22 protein-coding genes and 1 riboswitch are annotated in these 19905 nt (G+C 60.8%); of the genes, 9 read left to right on the forward strand and 13 right to left on the reverse strand.

The window, feature by feature from the left end; all coding sequences use genetic code 11:
- Positions 1 to 79: 79 nt before the first annotated feature.
- Positions 80 to 544 (reverse strand): GNAT family N-acetyltransferase, encoded by a 465-nt coding sequence (locus Q1A20_RS19155; protein WP_299918179.1) that lies wholly within the window; start codon positions 542 to 544, stop codon positions 80 to 82.
- 282 nt (positions 545 to 826) lie between these two features.
- On the opposite strand from Q1A20_RS19155, the gene Q1A20_RS19160 reads away from it, so the two are divergent.
- Positions 827 to 1204 carry a nuclear transport factor 2 family protein gene (locus Q1A20_RS19160; protein WP_299918181.1) on the forward strand — a complete coding sequence of 126 codons (378 nt, stop codon included), beginning with the start codon at positions 827 to 829 and terminating at the stop codon, positions 1202 to 1204.
- A gap of 180 nt (positions 1205 to 1384) precedes the next feature.
- Positions 1385 to 1669, forward strand: coding sequence for an outer membrane protein assembly factor BamE (gene bamE, locus Q1A20_RS26135; protein WP_367180937.1), 285 nt, complete (start codon positions 1385 to 1387; stop codon positions 1667 to 1669).
- 114 nt (positions 1670 to 1783) lie between these two features.
- Here bamE and Q1A20_RS19165 read toward each other — a convergent pair whose 3' ends face one another.
- The 8 genes from Q1A20_RS19165 to Q1A20_RS19200 all read right to left on the reverse strand — a co-directional run bounded on the left by Q1A20_RS19165 (position 1784) and on the right by Q1A20_RS19200 (position 9226).
- A complete protein-coding gene (locus Q1A20_RS19165; protein WP_299918184.1) occupies positions 1784 to 2830 on the reverse strand; it encodes an iron ABC transporter permease in 1047 nt (348 codons plus the stop codon).
- Positions 2831 to 2835: 5 nt separating this feature from the next.
- The gene (locus Q1A20_RS19170; RefSeq protein WP_299408723.1) at positions 2836 to 3771 is read right to left on the reverse strand and encodes an ABC transporter substrate-binding protein; all 936 of its coding nucleotides are present in this window, start codon (positions 3769 to 3771) and stop codon (positions 2836 to 2838) included.
- Between the two features lie 13 nt (positions 3772 to 3784).
- Positions 3785 to 4567 (reverse strand): ABC transporter ATP-binding protein, encoded by a 783-nt coding sequence (locus tag Q1A20_RS19175; RefSeq protein ID WP_299408725.1) that lies wholly within the window; start codon positions 4565 to 4567, stop codon positions 3785 to 3787.
- Positions 4564 to 4968, reverse strand: coding sequence for a DUF1636 domain-containing protein (locus tag Q1A20_RS19180; protein WP_299408728.1), 405 nt, complete (start codon positions 4966 to 4968; stop codon positions 4564 to 4566). Before Q1A20_RS19180 ends, Q1A20_RS19175 begins: the two co-directional genes overlap by 4 nt.
- A 102-nt stretch (positions 4969 to 5070) precedes the next feature.
- Positions 5071 to 5291: riboswitch (cobalamin riboswitch) on the reverse strand.
- 130 nt (positions 5292 to 5421) lie between these two features.
- On the reverse strand, positions 5422 to 6210 hold the full coding sequence (locus Q1A20_RS19185) for a heme ABC transporter ATP-binding protein (RefSeq protein WP_299408730.1): 789 nt from the start codon (positions 6208 to 6210) through the stop codon (positions 5422 to 5424).
- A gap of 1 nt (position 6211) precedes the next feature.
- Positions 6212 to 7279: an iron ABC transporter permease gene (locus Q1A20_RS19190; RefSeq protein ID WP_299408733.1), complete on the reverse strand. Its 1068-nt coding sequence runs from the start codon at positions 7277 to 7279 to the stop codon at positions 6212 to 6214.
- Between the two features lie 4 nt (positions 7280 to 7283).
- A complete protein-coding gene (locus tag Q1A20_RS19195) occupies positions 7284 to 8183 on the reverse strand; it encodes a hemin ABC transporter substrate-binding protein (RefSeq protein ID WP_299408736.1) in 900 nt (299 codons plus the stop codon).
- Positions 8180 to 9226: a ChuX/HutX family heme-like substrate-binding protein gene (locus tag Q1A20_RS19200; RefSeq protein WP_299408738.1), complete on the reverse strand. Its 1047-nt coding sequence runs from the start codon at positions 9224 to 9226 to the stop codon at positions 8180 to 8182. Before Q1A20_RS19200 ends, Q1A20_RS19195 begins: the two co-directional genes overlap by 4 nt.
- Positions 9227 to 9435: 209 nt before the next feature.
- Between Q1A20_RS19200 and Q1A20_RS19205 the strand changes: the two genes are divergently transcribed.
- The 7 genes from Q1A20_RS19205 to Q1A20_RS19235 all read left to right on the forward strand — a co-directional run bounded on the left by Q1A20_RS19205 (position 9436) and on the right by Q1A20_RS19235 (position 14642).
- The gene (locus tag Q1A20_RS19205) at positions 9436 to 11451 is read left to right on the forward strand and encodes a TonB-dependent receptor (RefSeq protein ID WP_299408741.1); all 2016 of its coding nucleotides are present in this window, start codon (positions 9436 to 9438) and stop codon (positions 11449 to 11451) included.
- A 60-nt stretch (positions 11452 to 11511) separates the two neighbouring features.
- A complete protein-coding gene (locus tag Q1A20_RS19210; protein ID WP_298971236.1) occupies positions 11512 to 11823 on the forward strand; it encodes an antibiotic biosynthesis monooxygenase in 312 nt (103 codons plus the stop codon).
- A gap of 117 nt (positions 11824 to 11940) precedes the next feature.
- On the forward strand, positions 11941 to 12363 hold the full coding sequence (locus tag Q1A20_RS19215) for a hypothetical protein (RefSeq protein WP_299408743.1): 423 nt from the start codon (positions 11941 to 11943) through the stop codon (positions 12361 to 12363).
- A gap of 29 nt (positions 12364 to 12392) precedes the next feature.
- Positions 12393 to 13025, forward strand: a complete 633-nt coding sequence (locus tag Q1A20_RS19220) for a MotA/TolQ/ExbB proton channel family protein (protein WP_299408746.1) — start codon at positions 12393 to 12395, stop codon at positions 13023 to 13025.
- Between the two features lies 1 nt (position 13026).
- Positions 13027 to 13395 carry an ExbD/TolR family protein gene (locus Q1A20_RS19225; protein ID WP_367180942.1) on the forward strand — a complete coding sequence of 123 codons (369 nt, stop codon included), beginning with the start codon at positions 13027 to 13029 and terminating at the stop codon, positions 13393 to 13395.
- A gap of 3 nt (positions 13396 to 13398) precedes the next feature.
- On the forward strand, positions 13399 to 13779 hold the full coding sequence (locus Q1A20_RS19230; protein WP_299408751.1) for a biopolymer transporter ExbD: 381 nt from the start codon (positions 13399 to 13401) through the stop codon (positions 13777 to 13779).
- Positions 13776 to 14642, forward strand: coding sequence for an energy transducer TonB (locus Q1A20_RS19235; protein WP_299918190.1), 867 nt, complete (start codon positions 13776 to 13778; stop codon positions 14640 to 14642). Before Q1A20_RS19230 ends, Q1A20_RS19235 begins: the two co-directional genes overlap by 4 nt.
- Here Q1A20_RS19235 and Q1A20_RS19240 read toward each other — a convergent pair.
- From Q1A20_RS19240 to Q1A20_RS19255, 4 genes are all read right to left on the reverse strand, one after another.
- Positions 14639 to 15577 carry an alpha/beta fold hydrolase gene (locus Q1A20_RS19240; protein ID WP_299918192.1) on the reverse strand — a complete coding sequence of 313 codons (939 nt, stop codon included), beginning with the start codon at positions 15575 to 15577 and terminating at the stop codon, positions 14639 to 14641. The genes Q1A20_RS19235 and Q1A20_RS19240 overlap by 4 nt on opposite strands.
- Positions 15578 to 15691: 114 nt before the next feature.
- On the reverse strand, positions 15692 to 15916 hold the full coding sequence (locus Q1A20_RS19245) for a hypothetical protein (RefSeq protein ID WP_299918195.1): 225 nt from the start codon (positions 15914 to 15916) through the stop codon (positions 15692 to 15694).
- 1 nt (position 15917) lies between these two features.
- Complete coding sequence (locus tag Q1A20_RS19250; RefSeq protein ID WP_299918198.1) at positions 15918 to 16430, reverse strand: hypothetical protein; 513 nt, start codon at positions 16428 to 16430, stop codon at positions 15918 to 15920.
- Positions 16431 to 16661: 231 nt separating this feature from the next.
- A complete protein-coding gene (locus Q1A20_RS19255; RefSeq protein ID WP_299918201.1) occupies positions 16662 to 19841 on the reverse strand; it encodes an Ig-like domain-containing protein in 3180 nt (1059 codons plus the stop codon).
- Between the last annotated feature and the right edge of the window lie 64 nt (positions 19842 to 19905).

Genomic DNA, 19905 nt, shown 5'->3' on the forward strand with positions numbered 1-19905 from the left:
AACGCCGCAGATAGCGACTGCGCCTAGTTTATCGATGAAACGCCAACTTTAGGGTTGTCAAACACAAGGTGACACATCGCTAACTCCTCAAATTCTTGTGGAAAAAGCTGCTTTCTGGGTCGGCTTCGTGATTTCCGAAAGCACCGCATGATCTGTAACCCAGGCGGTCGTACAGCCTGTGCGCGGCGTGCAGCCGCACACCACTTTCAAGCATGATTTTCTGACTGCCGGAGGTTCTGGCGAAATTCTCTACATGGCGGATCAAAAGCTCAGCAATACCGAGGCCACGAGCGGAGGGCGCAACATAGAGTTTTTTCAACTCAGAGAACTCCGGCTGCAGTGAAAGCGCACAGCAGCCAACGGGCTCCCCATCCAGGTAGCCGATAAATAGGGCCATACCACCAACTGCCAATGGTTTAGGGTCAAACTCTACGTTGCGCTTCTTAGGAAACTCGGCCTGCATCGCTGTATGTCCGGCCTTTAAGAGCGTCTGTGCTGTGGCAGAATCAGGGTCAGCCTCGTGAACTTCAATATTCTTGTTCATTTCGGGTCGCTCTCTGGATGCTTTTGTCGAGGCCAATACGATCCGTCATAATGCCAATTTCAATGGAAAGGGAGATCACACATGTTGGTGTCAGGTGTCAATTTGCCCTGCGCTGCGGCCATTCAAGCTTTTGTATGAATTCCGCTTATCGCTGTTTCTTTTGGTTGGCGGCCATTTCATGAGATGCCGGTTTTGCGCTGCTTCACGGATACACATTGATCCCAGTCAAGGTCCACGCGTGGACGTCATGTCATTGTCAGTGACACAAAGAGGAGTGCTCGAATGGAAGAGTTGATCAAACTGGGACGAGAATTCGTTCAGGCGATGCTGGATCGTCGCGGTATTGCGCATGTTGAGGACATCTATGCCGAAAGCGCGGAGTCGGTAGAGGCGGTTGTGCCGCCGGGCAGAGATGTACGTATCGCCAAGGGGCGCGGTGCGATCAAAGCGAAACGAGAGGATTGGGTGGCAAAGCATGAAATTCACAAGCTCGAGGTAGACGGGCCCTATGTCCACCCGCCGAACCGGTTTGGAGTGCGCTACGAGGTTGAGGTGACGCAGAAAGCCACCGGTCGGCGGATGACCCTGCGCGAGATTGCAGTTTATTCGGTGGAGGACGGCAGGATCGTCCGGGAAGAGTTCTTTATGTTCCCGAAGTAGGGGATACAGATCCTCGCGGGCAGCATAATCACACGCTCTAGCTGGCCGGCGATCCGAATGCTAACGCTATCCCTATGACCCCCAAGATGTGGGCGGGTAGATCAGATGAGGCGATCTTCTGGAAACTTATGTTGGGGAGAGGATAGGGTGGGGCCAACACGAAGGTGGGATTTCGCACAAATGTGTTTGGCTTCCTGTTTTTGCCTCGCAGCTTGCGCGGGAAGCGTGTCGTCCATCGTCGAAAACAGTCAGATTTCCAGGATTTCGATTGGGTCGAGTATGGCTGAGGTTGAGGATATTTTAGGACAGCCAATAGCGTCTATATCGCCCACCGGACATCCGAGTGGTTGCAAGAGTTACATCTACAACGAAACAATAGACGCGCTGTTTGTGCATGTCTGGTACGTTGACAGTAAAGTCGTTGAGATCTCTGATATGAACCAAGCTGTTTGCGGCCTTGAATGACGTCGACTGGTGAGTAATGGCCTTGGCGCCCCCGGAAACGACCTCACATCAGACCACGTGAACCAGGTCTCGCCGGGTCTGTCCAAAGCGAAGGACACCAGATTGCCTCAAGTTTCACCCGATCCGCCGTCTTAGCAGCCAGATGAAGAACACCCCTCCAATCAACCCCGTGACGATCCCAATGGGCACCTCATCCGGTGCCATGACCGTCCGGGCCAGAATGTCCGCCCACAGGAGGAAAACGGATCCCAGCAGCGCGGCGGCGGGCAGCACACGCTTGTAATCACCTCCTACGACCAGCCGAACGATATGGGGCACCATGAGACCCACAAACCCGATGATCCCGGAAAAGGCGACCATGACACCGGTGATCAGCGCACCCGTGACGAAGATCGACAGCCGAAACCGGGCGACCTGAATGCCGAGCGTCGAGGCTGTCTCATCGCCAATGGTCATCGCGTTGAGATTTCGCGCGTTCAGCAACAGATAGCTCCCGGCAACGACAAGGATTGCCAGAGGAAATATCAACTGGGCCCACTGCGCCAGCCCGAGCCCGCCCAGCATCCAGAATACAACCGTGTGCGTCGCGCGTGGATCGCCGATAAAGATCAGGACGTTGGCGAGAGACATCACGATGAAGGAGACCGCGACACCGGCGAGGATCAACCTGTCTGCACTGGTCGCAGAGGCGAACCGCGACACCGCAAGCACCAGCATCGTCGCGGCCAACGCTCCCAGAAAGGCCAGAAGCGGTACAGTGAGCAGGCCCAGAAACAGACCGGTGTGGAGCAGGGCGAGGATCGCGCCGAATGCGCCGCCCGCAGAGATGCCCAGAAGATGAGGGTCGGCCAGCGGGTTGCGCGTCACGGCCTGCAGGCTTGCGCCGACCATTGCGAGGCCCGCCCCCACCAGGCAGGCCAGCAGCGCACGCGGAAACCGGATGTCCCAGACGATGGCTTCGCGGCCCGGGGACCAGCTCACCGGCACCGCACCGGGCGCAAGCTTGTTCGCAACCACCCCCCAGACAACCGAGAGGGGGACGGGGATCGCCCCAAGGCTGACAGCCGCGGAAATGGAAAGGCACACCACGATCAGCCCCGCGATCATCACCATAAAGAAGGTCGGCCTGCGGGGCCTGCGCTTGGTGATGCGTTGTGCCATTGCGATCACTGGGTGCGGAAGGCTGCGGCGAGCTTTTTCACGGCCTCGATGTTGCGGGGTCCCGGTGTGGCCTCAACATATTCCAGTGTCACAAAGCGGTCATGCTTTACGGCGTCAATATCCGCGAAGGCGGGATTTGACATCATGAAGTCGCGCTTTTCCGCGGCGGTGACCTCGCCATAGTTCACGATCACAATGACTTCGGGGTTACGCTCAACGACGGCTTCCCAGCCGACGGTGGCCCAGCTTTTCGCGAAATCATTCATGATGTTGGTGCCGCCCGCCGCTTCGATCAGCGCGTTGGGCATCGCGTAGCGCCCGGCCGTGAACGGCACGTCCTCGCCGCTGTCATAGACAAACACCCGTGGTGCGGTCTCCAGCGGGGCCAGGTTCGCCGTAAAGGCTTCAAGCTCGGTCCGGTATCCCTGCACGAGCGCGGTGGCTTTCTCGCTGACGTCGAAAATCGCGCCCAGGTTCAGAAGGTCGTTGTACATATCTTCCATGCTCGCCGCGTCTTTTTCACCGATATGGATGCAGCTTTCGGTCAGCTCGTAAACGTCGATCCCGAAGGGCGCGAGGGTCTCCGGGGTCACGTCGCCGCCCACCTTCATTCCGTAGTTCCAGCCGGCAAAGAAGAAATCCGCATCGGCACCGATCAACACCTCCTTGCTGGGATATTTCGACGACAGTTCCGGTAGCGCCTCGACGCCTGCCGTCATCTCCTGATCGAGGGTTTTCCAGCCGGAAATCCCGGTGTAGCCGACCATCCGGTCTGCAAGCCCCAACACCAGCATCATCTCCGTCAGGTTCACATCATTGGAGACGGCGGCCTTTGGTGCGGTATCAAAGGTCACCGTGCGGTTGCAGCTCTGCACCGTGGTTTCGGCGCCTAGGCCTGTTGCGATGACACTCATCAGCAGGGCGATCAGGGATGGTTTCATTAATGTGGCTCCTTCACTCGGGCAGGTGGAATGAGAAATGTTGGGTGTTGCTGGGCGCGAGCCGCTCGGCGCGTGCATCGACACGGAATGTGGTGGAGACCAGCGCCTCGGTCAGTGCCAGATCGGGCGGACCAAAAGCTCTGGTATGGCCCCGGTCCAGCAACAGGATCGTGTCACAGATGTCAGCGGCCATATTGAGATCGTGCAGCGAGACGACGATCGTCAGATCGAGCTGGCGGATCAGGGCGAGCACTTCCAGCTGATGGCGCACGTCGAGGTGATTGGTGGGCTCATCCAGCACCAGAACCTGTGGCTCCTGTGCCAAAGCGCGCGCGACCATGACCCGTTGCCGTTCACCCCCCGACAGCGTGGCAAGATCGCGGTCCGCGAAAGCCTCCAGATTGAGCTGCGTGATCGCAGCCTCGATGATACTGGCGTCCCGCGCGCCCGCAGACCAAAACCCGCCGTGGTGCGGTGTGCGACCCAGCGCAACGACCTCGCGGACCGTCAAGCCAAAGAGGGATATGTGCTCCTGCAACACTGCCGCCACCCTGCGGGCGGCCATGCGGGGGGGCACGGCCCAGATATCTTCCCCGGCGACAAAGATATGCCCGGTCGAGGGGCGCTGGTAGCGGTAGATCAGTCGCAGCAATGTCGATTTACCGGCCCCGTTTGGACCAACCACGCCCAGCACCCGCCCGGCCTCCACGCGAAAACTGGTGGGGTGCAACAGCAACGGATCAGGCCCGCGGGGCGCCCAGCTGATGTTCTCAGCAACAAGTTCGGCGGCGCTCACGAGACCCGCTCGGTGCTGTCTTCCAGCGCGATGATCGCTGCCGGTACACGGGCCAGCGTTGTCTTGCGCAGCTTTCCGGGACGATCCACCGAAGAACACCAGCCGTCCTCCAGCAGGGCATATTGTCGGGCGAATGCCACGAGATCGTCGATGTCCGCGTCGGGCTCGATATCGCCGAAGAGATAGGTCGCTTTGCGCGAGCCGTGATAGGCGACGGTACAGGGCCGTGCGCAGCCCGCCATGCAGGCCACGCCGGAGATCTCGAAATCCTCGGTGACCGTGTCGCCCGCCGCTGCAATCGCGGCACGCAGCCTGACGATCAGCTCATAGCCGGGACGGCACGCGCTGCCCTCATGTCGGCACGATGTGCATATTGTAATTCTGTGAGTTGGTTGTCCCATGTCGCCCTCCGCGAAGATGCAGGGCGTGCAGCAGGCATGTCACTCTTGACGGGTTGACCCGTAAAACCATCATGGCCTCCTGTCCGGACGCCCCGCCCGGGTTGAAGTTGCATCAATGATGGCAGGTCTCCTGACTCGCGGGTCCGGGCTCGCCCGATCCTTCCCGAACGCGGTGGCGTTCAGTGGTGATCATCGGGGTCGCTCGCCGCTCACAGTTGCGGGGGCAGTCACGGATTTGGTGCCAAGTGGCGCGTCCTCACCGTATTCCCTTTTCATCCCGGTTGTGCATTTCGCAGCCGGGAACCATCGCAGGGACAGTCCGACAGAAGGTCTCCACCGTCAAGTGACATTCACACATTGGCTGTCAGAAAACAGTTGGGGAGCGGCTTTGGTGAGCTGACAGGTTTTTGGACCTGCGTTAGCGACTGTCCGAGAGTCGCGGCACCAGAAGGGTCACCCTGCATCGGCCTGCGTTGCTGCTTGTGGCAGAAGATACCAGTCCGAGCATGGCGGCGGCGTTCGGGTGCGGACCGCGCAATTATATGCCTCTGACAGATGCGCATCCGTCATCACAAGATCGGTCCGGCCGTCCGCGATGATACGGCCGGATTTCATCAAGACGATTTGATCGGCGAACATGGCGGAGAGGTTGAGATCGTGCATTACCGCGACGACACCGCCACCCGCATCTGCGTAGTCCCGGGCGATGCGCATGACCTCAAGCTGATGACCGATGTCCAGGCTTGAGACCGGCTCATCCAGCAGCATCCAGCGCGGCTGCGCATCTATCACCGGATCCCAGACTTGGCAGAGCACCCGCGCCAGTTGGACACGTTGTTGCTCGCCGCCCGACAGTTCCTGGTAAAAGCGCTGTGCGTAGCCGGCGAGGCCAACCCGCGCGAGGGCCCGGTCTGGCAGATGCGCATCCGCCGATACCCCTTGACCGAGGCCAAGCCGCACCACTTCGATGGCCTGAAAAGGAAACGACATGGGCGTCGATTGCGGCAGGACGGCACGGAAGCTGGCCAGTTGCCACGCCGGTGTTGTCGCAATGTCGTAGCCTGCCAGGGTGATCTCGCCGTCACAGGGGGTCTCGCCAGTCAGGGTTTTGAGCAGGCTGGTTTTGCCGGAGCCGTTGGGCCCGACAATCGCGGTCAGCACGCCGGGTTGCGCGCTGAAGTTAAGGTTCTCCAGAATGGTTTTGCGCCCGTATCTCAGGGTGACGTTCCGCGCGCTGATCATCTTACAAATCCACCACATTGCGGCGGCGCAGGAGGATCCACAAAAAGAATGGTGCGCCGAGCACGGCGGTGACGATGCCAATTGGCAATTCTGCAGGCGCGACGACAAAGCGTGATATGATATCGGCAAGCAACAGCAGGCTTGCGCCCAGCAGCGCGGAGTTGATCAGCAACCCGTGATGATCCGGACCCGTGGCCAGCCGCAGCAGATGCGGCACGACGATCCCGACAAACCCGATGCCGCCCGAAACCGCGACAGCAGCCCCGGTGGCGGCGCTGACCGCAAGAATGGCGATATTCTTGATACGTTGCACGTTGATCCCGATGTGGTGGGCCGAGGCTTCGCCAAGTGCGAGACCGTTCAGACCTCGGGCGAGAGTGGTGGCGATCAGGGTGGCCAGCAGGATGACGGGCCCCGCAATTGCAACCTTGGCCCAGGTGCTGCCCGAGAGCGATCCGAGCTGCCAGAAGGTGAGCTCACGCAGTTGCATATCATCCGCGTGGAAGATCAGCAGGCCAGAGAGCGCGCCGGTGAGGGCGGCAAGGGCGATCCCCGCCAGCAGCATGGTCGCCACCGATGTCCGCCCGGACCGCGTGGCCACGGCATAGAGCAGCATCATCGATGCCCAAGCGCCGACAAAGGCCATGACCGGCAGCAATGCATCTCCGAGGTAGGTCGCAATGCCAAGGGGCAGGGCGGTTCCCACAACGATGGCGAGCAGCGCACCGAGGCCTGCGCCTGCGCTGACACCCAAAAGCCCCGGGTCGGCCAGCGGATTGCGAAAGAGGCCCTGCATGACGGCGCCGGACACCGCCAGGGCGGCGCCGACGCAGGCGCCCAGCAAAGTGCGCGGCGCGCGGATGTCCCAGAGGATCACCGCGTCGGTTGCCGATGTGCCCTGACCGATCGCGAGGCCCCAGAGCGCCTGCCATAGCGATGTGCCGGATGCTCCTACCGCCAGGCTGGTGACACAGACCACGATCAGACCCATTGCCAGAACGCCGTGCAGCTGACGCGCGCGTTGGCGACGGTCCACGCTCACCGATAAGCTTTGGTCGGCGAGCGCCACTGCCTCAGCCCGCCGCGTCGAGCGCGCTGTGAAGGGTGCGGACGGCTTGCGCGGTGCGCGGGCCAAAGCCGAGCAGCAAGAGACCATCCATGCGCACCACGGCCTTTTCCTGCGCCGCTGGTGTCGTGCGCAGCGCGGGCATCTCAAAGAGCTCCGCATCGCTACTGGCGTGATCGCCCGCACGGTCCATCATCAAGATCACATCCGGCGCGGCGGTTGCAATCGCCTCGGCGGTGACGGATTTATAGCCTTCGAACGTGCTGATGGCGTTGTCTCCGCCCGCCAGACGGATGATCGCGTCTGCCGCGGTGTCCGTGCCCGAGGCCATGAGCCGCCCGCCTTGGGTGCTGAGCAGGAACAACACCCGCGGGCGCGGTTGATCGGAGGCGGCGATGTCAGCAGCCGTTGCCTGCAATTCCGCCGAAACCTCTGTTGCAAGCGTGGCCGCTTTGCCGGGAACCCCCAGCGCGGCCCCCACGGCCTCGATCTTCTGCGCAATCTGCTCTGCGGTGCGGGCCTGTGGCATTTCGACAAAGGGTACCTGCGCGGATTTGAGCAGATCAAGCGCATCTGGCGGGCCGGCGCCTTCCTCGGAAATGATGAGATCGGGGCGCGCGCTCAGCACGCCTTCGGGGGACAGGGCGCGGATGTAGCCCACATCGGGCAGTTCCAACGCGGCCTCGGGAAAGCTCGAGGTTGTGTCCCGCGCGACAAGGCGGTGATCTTCCCCCAGCGCAAAGACGATCTCTGTCACCGACCCGCCCAACGCGACGACGCGGGTGGCTGGATTGTCCGCGCGTGTGTTCGACGTGGCAAGTCCAAGCGCCAGCAGGATCAGCGTTACCAACAAGCCGATCCGGTCACTGGTTAGCAGGCGCCCTTTGCACATGTTTTTGAGCCTCATTGCGCGGCCTCCACTTCCAGGGAGGGCAGATCCTCGACGATTTCGCGCCAGGCCGGGCGGCTGTCGCGGCCCTCCTTGCCAAGCCCGAAGATCTGGAAGATCAGCATGCCCCGGGCATCGAACGCCTCGACTGAGACGGCAGGGCCACGTTGTGTGGGTTTTTCCACCGCCCAGACCTCGGCGATGTGATCCTCACGCAGATGCAGGTTAAAGCGCTTGTCCATCACGTTTAGCCAAGGCCCCATGGGTTTGAGTGTATGGAGCGGGCCCGTGTGGATCTGGATGCAGCCACGGTTTCCGACAAAGAGCATGATCTCGATCTGCCGGTCGCGCACCGCTTCCAGCATCATATTGACGGCCTGTGGCGGCAGCGCCCGCACGAAGGGCGCACCTGCAATCCGATAAGCGCCGAGACGGTTCATCTTCAGCTTGGAGGTCAGCCGCAGAAACTGATGGGTGTCGGTCATCCGCACCCATTCCTTGCGCAGAATGTCCAGCTTGCCGGGGTCGGATTTCGCCGCTTCGGGCGGCTGACGGGCTGCGACGGTCAAAGCGGTTTCCTGATCGGGCAGGGCGATCTGCGCCTTTGCCTCCGCCCATGCAACGGATGCGGTTTCTTCCCGCAGGAAAACCTTGTGCACCGCGTCCCCTGCCGCGTCAAAGACCTGCATGCTGCGGCGCAGGCTCGCTTCGGTTTCGGTCTCAACCAGATAAGCGTGACGCCAGTGGCTTGGGAAAATCCGCAGGTCGATCTCTTCGGCAAGTACCATCGCGGCATGGGCGCCAGGGTGATAATTGTCATAGGCACCGATTTTCTCATGCACGCAGGAGTTGTTGCGTGTGAGCGCCATTGTCTCGCCAAAGGTCGCGGCGGCATGCATGATCTGGTCGGGGTGGGCGACAACGGCGGTTGCGCCGTGCCCGACGTGGGCTGCAACCAGCTGTGCTTCGGTTATGTGCAGCTTGTCGGCCAGATCGCGGGCGCGGATCTTGCTGTCCGCGGCACGGGCGGCTCGGATATCATCGGGGGTCAGGTTGGTCATTACGGCGCACCAATTCTTGTCAGGGAGATCAGAACTGGCTGGGTGGTTGTTGCACCTGGCTCGCGGCATTCGCTGGTATTCTTGACACTTTTAGTAAGTTTAAGATAATACTGCAAGAGGCAGGTGACGTACTTGCCCAAAACACTCCGAATTCACCGCGGCCAGCCTTTTGCAAGCTCGGATATCAGCCAGCTTGTGAGGGATATTCCATGCCATTTTTTTCTGCGCGCAGCCTGTTGCGGGCCACGACTGCAATACTTATCGCAGCCCCTGTCTGTGCCTTGTCACAATCAGAGGAGACCGCCGGAGACGACACATATCTTGGAACAATCGTGCTTGGTGAAAGCAAGCGCGACGTGGCAACCGACACCGCCATTCCAACCACCACAATTGACGAGACCGAAATCAAGGATCGGCAGGCTGGCACCGTCGCGGAACTGATCGATTCCGTGCCCGGCGTGACACTTGTCAACGGCGCGACAGCGGCGGGATCGGGCATCAATATTCGTGGCTACGGCGCCAACGGCACTTTTGGCACTGACCAGAAGGTGCTCATTCAGGTGGACGGGGCAACGAAAGGCAGCGAAGAACTTTACCGCATCGGCACACAGCTTTACACCGACCCTTTCCTCTTCCGCGAGGTCGAGGTCATCCGTGGGACCATTGGATCATTCGAGTATGGCTCGGGTGTTTTCGGCGGTGTTGTCCGATTGGAGACGATCAATGCCTCGGACATCCTTGGGGATCGGCTGGGTTTCGGCGGGCGGCAAACCTTTGAATTCTCCTCGAACGGCGATGGCCTCACCAGCTCCACCATCCTCGGCTGGCAGCCCGACGAAAACCTTGAACTGCTTTTCAATTACACCCGGCGTACGCTGGACGTCCGCACCGATGGCGATGGCGACGATATCAATCCGGCGGCCGGGGATCTGGATGATCCTTCGTACCTGCTCAAGGGCCGCTACACATTTGGCGACGGAGAGGCGCATGCGCTGACCTTCAGCTACTCCAATACCGAACAGGAGCAGTTCGACGTCCCCTATGATACCTTTGGTCTGGCCAACTTCGGCAACGTCGACCGATTTATCGAGAATGAGGTCGCCAGCCTGAGGTATAATTATAACCCGGTCGGCAACGATCTTATCAATCTTGATGTCGAGCTCACCTATTCGGATGAGATTGTCGAAAGCGAAGCAATCGACCGCACTCTGCCCGTGTTCAGTCTCAATCTGCTGGATGCCGACAATCGATACCAGACAACAACCCTGCGCCTGAGGAACACCGCGTTCTTTGACACCGGCACTGTGCAACATGAGCTGCGGGCGGGCGCTGAATACATCCTGCGGGAGCGTCAGGATGCCTCTGCCGGGGCGGCCCCGGGTGGCGAGAAGGAGGTCTTTGCAGTCTACCTGGTCGACGAGATGCGGATCGGCGAGGCCTGGACGATCATGCCCGCCCTGCGCTTTGAAACCCAGAACATCACCGAAGATCCGGTCAACGGCGCGGCGGAGTTCGGGGACGATGCGCTGATGGGCGGGCTGTCGCTCAGATACGCCTTCGACAATGGAATTTCGGTCTTTGGCTCGGCGGCCTATACGGTCAACCTGCCGATTGTGGACGATATCGAAAGCGATCTGATCCTGCAGTCCGAAAGGGCCACAACCTACGAGGTTGGCGTGGCCTATGAGGGTCTGGATGTCTTCGATGCCGGTGACACGCTGGCGCTGAAGCTGAATTACTACACACAAGTTTCTGACAGCGTCACCACCATCCGCGCCATGGGCAATCCGCTCGCTTCGGTGGATCAGGTTGATCGGGATGGCTTTGAACTGGAAGCCTCCTACGCCCGTCAGAGCGGGTTCTACGTCGATCTCAATGCGCATATCTCCGAGGGGGAGGAGACGCTTTTGAACGGCACCGTGCAGGACTATCGGTTCAACCCGGCGGATGCGCTTCGGGTTACGATCGGGCAGCGGTTTGGCGATATGCTGGACCTCAGCTACGAGTTGGTCACCCAGCGCCGCTATGACGAGGGCACGGATGTCGCACCGGGTTTTGGTGTGAGCAATCTGCGCGCCACCTATGTGCCGCAACGTGGCCTGCTGGAGGGCACCGAAATTCGGTTTGGCATCGAGAACGTCTTTGACAAGCTTTACGAGCCGCGCCTGTCGACCCGCAATGCAACAGGACGCAATTTCATTCTGAGCCTCGCTGCAACCTTCTGAGACTTGATCGCTTCGTCGCGGATGCCATGTCATAGCAAAGCGACCCAATGGAGACCGGATATGTATATCGCAATGAACAGGTTTACCGTGCGTCCCGAGAATGCCGAGGCGTTTGAGGCGCTCTGGCTGGGGCGGGACAGCCATCTCAAGGATATGGAGGGTTTTGTGGAATTTCACATGCTCAAGGGGCCGGAGGTCGAGGGCACCATCCTCTACGCCTCGCACACGGTCTGGGCCTCCGAAGATGCCTTTCGCGGCTGGACCCGAAGCACTGCCTTCCGGGAGGCGCATAAGAATGCTGGATCAACCGCCAAACTGCACGAGGGATCGCCCACGTTCGAGGGGTTTTCCACGATCCAGCATATCGTCTGAGCCAGGCCGCATTTGATAGCGCGGCCTGAAACGCGTAAGATAAATCATACTCCAGCAACTGCCACGCGGCACCGCCAGGGTCTTTCCAACTTTGTTGAAAACACACCGGGGATGCCCATGCGTCGATCTATATTTCCCATTCTGGCAGCTCTTTTGCCCCTCAACAGCCATGCCCAAGAGGCGGCGACCACTAAGCAGATACAGATCGAGCTCAACGCTGCCGCGACGGATCAGCAGAGCTGTCATTTGACCTTTGTGGTACAGAATGAGCTGCCCGGCCTTATTGAGGATCTGGTGCTGGAAACGGTCCTCTTCACCACCGACGGGCAGGTTGATCGCCTGACCCTCTTCAGTTTTGGGGCCCTGCCAGCCGGGCGGCAGCGTGTGCGGCAATTCGCGGTGGACGGATTGGCCTGTGACAAGCTGGGCCGAGTGCTGTTCAACGGGACCGAGCAATGTGTGGGCGAGACGCTGACACCGGCGGCCTGCGAGGAGGCGCTGAAGGCCTCGACACGCACGAATATCGAGGTTCTTCAGTGACATACGGGCTTTCAGGGTGGATCGCGCCAGTGCGTGATCTTGTTGAGACCGGCGGTCCGGTGGTTCTGATCCTCCTGATCATCTCCGTGCTCACGGTCACCGTGATTTTTTACAAGCTCTGGCAGTTTGCCAGCGCCGGGGTCGGGCGGCACCGCCAGCTTTCTGCCGCCATGGTGGCCTGGGATGCAGGTGACCAGGACGCGGCGCGCCTTGCTCTGGCCGGATCACGCAGCTATCTCGCGCCGCTCTTTCAACATGCGCTTGACACAGGACAGACCCCGGATCGCCTGGCCGCCGAAGCTGAAAGCGCATTTGCCCGACTGGAAAACGGTTTCCGCTGGCTTGACACCGTTGCACAGCTGGCGCCGCTGCTTGGCCTCTTCGGCACTGTTCTGGGCATGATCGATGCGTTTCAGGCGCTGCAGGATGCCGGCGCGCAGGTCGATCCATCTGTTTTGGCAGGCGGGATCTGGGTCGCTCTTCTAACCACCGCGGCAGGGCTGAGTGTCGCCATGCCCGCGGCCCTGGCGCTCAGTTGGTTCGACGGGCGTATGGCGGGCGAACGCATATTGGCCGACCGGGTGATCCAGACACTTTGGGCCACAGGCGCAAGGCCCGACGCGCAGCCCATGACCGCCATATCGGGAACGGCCCGTGCTTAGGGTGCCGCGCGCACGGCGGCGTCTCTCCATGACCTCGCTTATTGATGTGATCTTTTTGCTGCTGCTTTTCTTCATGCTCTCCTCGACCTTCTCGCGATATGCCGAGGTCGAGATTGCCGCCGCACAGTCTGCCGGGGGGGCGCCTCAGCCCGCGCCGCCGCTTTTCCTCCAGTTATCACCGGATCAGATGACCGTGAACGGCACACCGCAGGCATTGGATGCGCTGCAAGACAGCCTGCTGGCGGATGCGCCATCTGGCACCGTGGTGTTGCTCAGCCTGCGTGGGGCGGTGGATGCCCAGCGGTTGACGGATGCGTTGGTTGCGCTGCGCCGCTTGCCTGACATCACCCTGACCGTTCTGGGCCGCTGACGGATGGCGAGGCAGAGCCAGAAGCGCGAACCGACGATTGCTCTGATCAACATCGTTTTTCTGATGCTGGTATTCTTCATGGTGGCCGGCACGCTCGTGACGCCCCTCGACGGTCACCTGAAGCTGGTTCAGACGGCGGCGCTGGAGGGCCGCGCCCCACCTGATGCATTGATCCTGCAGCCGGATGGACAAATGCAATTTGCAGGCAAAGCCGTCAGCAGCCTTGCCGCATTTTACGACGGTCTGCCGGAGGCCGCGCGGACACAACTGCGGCTGGTACCGGATCGGGCGCTTGCGGCTGAAAAGCTCATCGCGGTCGCAGCCGAGCTGAAGGCCCTTGGCGCTGGCAAAGTGATGATCGTGACCGAGCGGGCCCTGCCATGACCCTGCGGCTTTCTCTGGTCAAATCCACCGCTTTGATCGGCGCGGTCGCCTTGCACGTGGTGCTTCTGCAACCATGGGACCCGCCCGAGACCCCGATGACCGAGGCCGGGGCAGGGGCCGTATCGGCCAGATTGGGCACAAGCTTTGCCGATATGGTGGCGGGGATCCAGCAACCTTTGTCATCGCAAGAAGTGATCCGCCCGGACAGTCCGGTGCAGCGCTCCAATCGCCCTGAGGTACAGCCAACCGTAGCAGCCGATCCGACCGTCGAACCCCCCTCAAACCCGTATCGGAGCCTGACCAAGACACCCGCACGCGACACGCTGCGCGCACAAACAGCAAAGGGCGGCGTCGCAGCGCGCGCGCCATCGCAGGTCACCGCGGGCCTCGACACCTCCCTGCGCCCGAGAGCGCGCCCGGAAAACCATCGCGCGGCGCAGGTGTCGAAACCGCAGGATCCACCACGCGCCACCGCTGCCCCGGAAAAGAAGGCGGGTGAGGGGCCCCAAGATGCCGTGCAGGGCACTGCCGTCGGCCAAGTTGCGGCGCGGGCGAAAACGCAAGGCCGGTCCACGGCTCGAGAACAGACGTCCGGCAACGCAGAGGCAACCAATTACCCCGGCGTTGTGATGCGCTACATCGCCCGCCAGCGCCGCCCTGATCTGAGCGCGCGCGGTACGGCGGTGATCGCCTTCACCATCGCCGCAGACGGAGGGTTGGCGGCCGCAGAGGTCGCCCGCAGTTCGGGCTCCTCCACGCTCGACAACGCGGCGCTGCGGATCGTGCAAAGGGCCGCCCCTTTCCCACCGCCCCCCGCGGGCGCGCGCCGCAGCCATTCCATCGGGATAAAGGGGCGCAGCTAGTTGTCTACTGGTGTGCGCGCGGCAATGAACTGCATGATCGCCGGGAGAAGTGCGGGGTGCAGCGGCAGGTGCGGGTGAGTATAGGTTGCGAAGGGTTGTCCGGGGATGTCTGCTTTCAACATATGGGTCATATCTGCGATCAGCGTCATCGCCGACAGCAGATTGGCCTGATCCAGCAGTTCCGCATCCCGGACGCCGACCTGCATGTCCGCGCCGCCCTGCACAACCAGCGTCGGCACGGTTAACACCTTGGCCGCATCGACAGGGTTGTAGGCGAAAAGATCGATCATATAGCGCTGCAGGCCTGGTTGGAACATCGGTTGCAGTTGACTTGAAATACCATCCATGGGCCGGGTTTTCCCGGTCTCTAGATCGTCTATGATTGCCTCCAACTCAGCGATGAAGGGCGCATTGGCAGGGTTGGCGCGGATTTGCTCGCGCATCAGCTGTCCAATCGGGCGCCCGGCTGTGGCCAGCAGGATCACGCCGCAAAGTTCTACTTGCGGCTGCATCGCGGCGATCAATGAGACAAGACCTCCCTCAGAATGGCCTGCAAGCCAGACGCAGGTGGCTTTTTCTGCGGCTTTGGTGACCCAATCCCGGACATCTTGGGCGTAGGCGGCGATGGTAACGTCGTTGGGATCACCGATGGCTGCCGCGCTCCCGAAAAAGCCTCGTTTGTCGATCCGGATTGACGCGACGCCCGACGCGGCCAGAGCTTCGGCCAGCAGGCGGTAGCTATCGGAATGCAGGCCGACCTGGGGGCCATTGCCATCGCGGTCAATCGGTCCTGAGCCGGGGACAAGCACGACCAGATATTGTGCGTCTTCAGCCGCGAGATACGCCCCAGACAGGGCGCCTTCCGGCCCTGGTATCGTCAGCACCTCAGCGGTGGCACCTTGTCCTTGAAGACCAGTTGCAACGATGATTGCCATTGCCCGTAACCTCACCGGCCTGATCCTGATCTTGCTGGCTGAGCAATGCATCTTCCAATGCTCGAAGAGGAGGCGCACCGCCTGTCGCCTCCGCCCCGCTGTTTGTCGAAAAAGTCACTGCTCCTTCCTTCGGTGACGCGGGCTCTCGTTTTGCGGCAATCGGACCACACGCTCCGGCAGAGGTACATTCGGGAGCAGCGGCGATGAGGGAGGAGAAGCCGCCTTCGCCGGAAACAGCAGGTCCTGTTCCATTGCGGCACGCAGCGCAGGATGTAGCCCGCAGCCGTAGCGCCGCGACATGTGATCCAGCGCAAGAAGGTTCACCAGCGTCTTGGTCATTTCAGAATGCCGCCGATCCGGCCTGATCCGCGCTCTCGATTTGCGGCGCGGCGTTCAGAGCCAATACCAGATCGTCCAGCTTCTGCAGAACGGCATCCGTTGGATTGCCTTCGCAAAGCATCATCAGTTGTAAACCGGCAGGGCGAGGACGCCCGCATCGATAGACGCTGATCGCACAGACCAATCGGCGTTCGTGTTCCGTCAGTATGCGCGCGCAACCGGGGCAGTCGGGATTGCTGAAGGTGAAGATTGACCGACGGCTCAGCCGGACCGCCTTTAATACCGCCATCAGGCGGCTCGCAACGATGGGTCCATTGGTGGGACCAAACATGACCTCCGCGTGTTCGTATCCGCGCATCCAGTTCCGCGACCTTGGCGCCGCAAAGGTGCTTATGAAGAACCTCAAGATTTCAAGACAGGCAATGTCAGAGGCGCTCAGCCCGGCGTTCTCGACAAGGTTTTCTTTGGCTGCGGGATTGCGGTGGCAATCATCGCGTGTTGGGGGAATTGTCACAGTGGAGCCCTCCTGCGTCTTGCTGACGGCAATCGCATCGGCCAATCATATGCGTGCGATGCCGACAATCGAACACCCCGCACGGGTGCTCACAAAGTGATCACCGGGCTGGTCCAATGAGGTGGGAGGGCTGGGCAGTTATTATCTGACAAAAATAATCAGAAAAGGCAAGGGTCTTTGTACGCAACAACGATATGGGGCGGGAGCCGCGCACGGCTCCCACCGGTGGTCTTAGACGAAGCTAAACATGTCGGCCTCAATCTCCGCCAGTTGTATGCCATGCAACGCCAGGCTGTTGTCGTCGCTGAACGCGAAAATCAGGGATTGATCTGACTGGCTGGCGACACCGAGCAGATCCTCAAAGCTCTCAGTACCATCGATATCAATGATAATCTGATCGGAGGGGCGGACCAAAATATGCCCGACAAATCCGACGTCGAAATCCTGGATCACATCCATTCCACCATTGAAAACGAATGTATCGAGCCCGGACCCGCCTTTCATAAGGTCATTCCCGGCACCGCCCTCCAGCAGATCGTTGCCCATACCGCCACTCAATCGATCGTCGCCTTCGCCTCCCGCAAGCACATCGTCTGACTGCCCGCCAAAGAGCTGGTCATTATCCGCGCCACCAACAAGCGTATCATTCCCCAAGCCGCCAAAGAGGCTATCCATGCCCGCATCGCCGCGCAGAGTGTCATCGCCGGACCCGCCTTTGATGTTGTCATTGCCGTCACCGCCGGAGATCAGGTCATCCCCTCTGCGCCCGTCCATCTGGTCGTCATCGGCGCCACCGCGCAGCAGGTCGTCGCGGGTGCCGCCGCGATAGCCATCCTCGGATGGTGTCGCGTCCTCGGACGTTGTGAAGTTGAAGGTTGAGCTGTCGCCCTCCTGGATCCCTTCAAACGCCTTGCCTTCCGCATCGACAAAGGCGCCATCCTCGATTTCCACCGCGTAGCGCGTATCCACGTTGAGATGAGAAGGGGGCGTGATGGTCACCGTGTCACCGTCGAAGGTGACAAGACGCATGTCCGTGACGTCGATTTCCGCCCGTTCACCGGCGTCGCGATTGACCAGCGTGATCAAGCCGTCGCCCGGCATGACCTCTTCGGTAAACGTGAGGGTGAGTACCGCGCCGTTTTCCACATCACGCCCGTTGTCCGAAGGTACGGCGCTTTTCAGGAAAGGAGCCGGGTCCGCGTCGAAATCCACCTCTTGCGGGGCGTAAACCGACCCGTCTGAGGCATACCCCAGACGCCCGTCCGAGTTGGAGCCCCAGGTGAAGATCGCACCGGTATCGCTGACCGCGATGATCGAATTTGGCCCGGTCTGGATTTCAACGATGTTGATGTCGTCCAACTCGGCGATCTTGGTGGGCAGGAAGCTGACATCGCTTTCGGTTGCCGGATCGCCGTCAAGCCCGCCGGTGGGTCCCTCGTCATTTGGTCCCCAGGCATAGACATCGCCGTCCTGGGTCAAGGCCACGGCCCAGCGGGCGCCGCCTTTGACGTCGATCACCCCCTCGGGCAAGCCGGTCAGCTCTACCGGGGTGGCGACATCTGCCGGATCGGCCGTGAAGGTACCATCGCCGTTGTCGGTGCCTTGCAGCAGCTGACCCTCGTCGCTTTGGCCCCAGCCGAAGACACGCCCGTCCGATGTCACGGCAAAGGAGGTTTTGCCGTCCGCCGTCACCGCCACGATGTCCTCAGGCAGGCCTTCGACCCGCACCGGATCAATGACGCGGCGATCCTCGCTGTCGTTCACCTGATTGTCGGTGTTGCTGCCGAAGGCATAGACCTTGCCATCGTCGGTCAGCGCCAGCGTATGGGAGGTGCCGGATGTGGCCACCAGCACTGTTTCATCCGCGAGCGCCGTTACAGCCGTCGGCACCAGCCGTTCGTCCTGATCGCCCGTGCCGAGCTGGCCGTTGGTATTGCTGCCCCAGGCATAAAGCGTACCATCGGCGGCCACTGCATAAGACACCCCGTTGCCGTTCTCGATGCCGATGATCTCCACATCGTCCAATGCGTCGATCTTGGTCGCAGCTTGGCGGCTGTCTTCGTCGCCCAGGCCGAGCGGCCCGCGGTTGTTGAAGCCAAAGGCATAGACATCCCCGTCATCGGTCAGGAAGGTTGTGTGCAACATGCCAGCAGCAACAGATTTGATCGTGCCCTCAAACCCTTCGGGCAGTTCCACCGCAAGCGGGGCTTTGACGTCGAACCCGATGCTGCCGTTGCCGAGTTGGCTTACGACATTCTCGCCAGCGCTGTAGAGGACGCCGTCCCGCAGAAAGACAGAGAAATGGTTGCCCGCGCCAACGGTGCTGGCCACGATCTGTCCCTCGCCTTCGTAGGTTTCCACCGAACGGGGGCGGATCAGTTGATCGTCGTATTGATCCGAGCCGAAAATGACCGTCTCGCCGGCATCAAAGAAATCTCCGTCACCGTTGAGATTTGTCAATTTGACCACATTGCCGTCGCCGCCAAAGCTGTTGGCCGTCAGGACCAGCCCGCCCGCGTCATCGGTGGCCAGAGAAAAGCCGATCTCTGCGGGGATACCCTCTGGCATGGCATTGGCGTTCCAGACCTCCACCGCTTCGGACACAGTGTCGATCTGGCCGGAGCCATCAAGGTCCTTCAGGCGGTAGATCTTCAGAACGTCGTCATTGTCCGGGAACCAAGTCAGGGTGTAGAGCGAACCGTCCAAAGAGACGGCGGAGGAGATGTCCACCGGCGCGCCGAAGTTCATGTCATCCGAGATGAAATTGGTCACCTCATCCGTCTGGATGGTGCCGTCACCGTCGAGATCCTCAATCCGGTAGATCACATCCGTGGCCGCGCCGGTGAGGTCATTCAGATAGGCCACATTCCCGTCAAAGCTGAGATCAAAAGGCACCGCTGTGTCGATGATCGTCTGCACATCGAGCCAGACTGTCGCTTCGCCTGCGTCATTTGCGTCGCCGTCGCCATTCAGGTCAACAGTGCGGTAAATCGCATCCTGCGGGGTCGAGGACGTGCCCGCGTTGGCCACGTAAATCGCGCCATCAGCGCCTTCGGCGATGCCATTGGGCGTGATGGTCGAGAACCCGCCTGCGTTCTCAGCGGAAAACCATACCGCAGCTTCGCCTTCATCCTGCGCGTCACCGTCGCGGTTGTTGTCGGTCAGCCGGTAGACGGCGTCACTGGTCCCGTCACCGATGTAGACTGATTTGTCGTCTGCCTGATGTACGGTGAAGACGTTATTCGTCGGTGTCGCCAGACCGCTGGCGTTGCTGCCGTCGAAAAAGACGGTTGTCTCACCGGGCCCGCTTGCAATGCCATCCCCGTCCAGATCCTGCAACAGCAGCACCTGATCCTTGCGCTGGTCTCCGACCAGAATTCCCGATGTCGTAGTTGTAGATATGCGCCCCATTTGGCCACCCCCAAGAAAAGAGTGAGCGCCTTGCTGCCAGCTGGGTACTCAAAAATGTTTGATT

This window comes from uncultured Roseobacter sp. (genome assembly GCF_947501835.1).
In the GTDB taxonomy this organism is placed as follows: Bacteria; Pseudomonadota; Alphaproteobacteria; order Rhodobacterales; family Rhodobacteraceae; genus Roseobacter.